Origin of the sequence: Shigella sp. FC1544 (assembly GCF_001722145.1) — a bacterium.
In the GTDB taxonomy this organism is placed as follows: domain Bacteria; phylum Pseudomonadota; class Gammaproteobacteria; order Enterobacterales; family Enterobacteriaceae; genus Escherichia; species Escherichia coli.
In genome coordinates this window covers 1-414 of record NZ_MECT01000462.1, presented here as the reverse complement: position 1 = coordinate 414, position 414 = coordinate 1, and the positions used below count along the sequence as shown (strand labels likewise).

1 pseudogene is annotated in these 414 nt (G+C 49.5%); it reads left to right on the top strand.

The window, feature by feature from the left end:
• Positions 1-384, top strand: a pseudogene (locus BGK49_RS18400) (IS4 family transposase); the annotation flags it as partial.
• Positions 385-414 lie beyond the last annotated feature (30 nt).

Below are 414 nucleotides of genomic sequence, written 5' to 3'. Positions count from 1 at the left end.
GGGATACAGGGAGATAAAACAGACGATGCAACTGAGCAGGCTGACGCTGAGAAGTAAAAAGCCGGAGCTTGTGGAGCAAGAGCTGTGGGGTGTCTTACTGGCTTATAATCTGGTGAGATATCAGATGATTAAAATGGCGGAACATCTGAAAGGTTACTGGCCGAATCAACTGAGTTTCTCAGAATCATGCGGAATGGTGATGAGAATGCTGATGACATTGCAGGGCGCTTCACCGGGACGTATACCGGAGCTGATGCGCGATCTTGCAAGTATGGGACAACTTGTGAAATTACAGACGAGAAGGGGAAGGGCCTTCCGAGAGTGGTAAAGGAGAGGCCCTGGAAATACCCCACAGCCCCGAAAAAGAGCCAGTCAGTTGCTTAACTGACTGGCATTACACATCCCGGAGAAGTT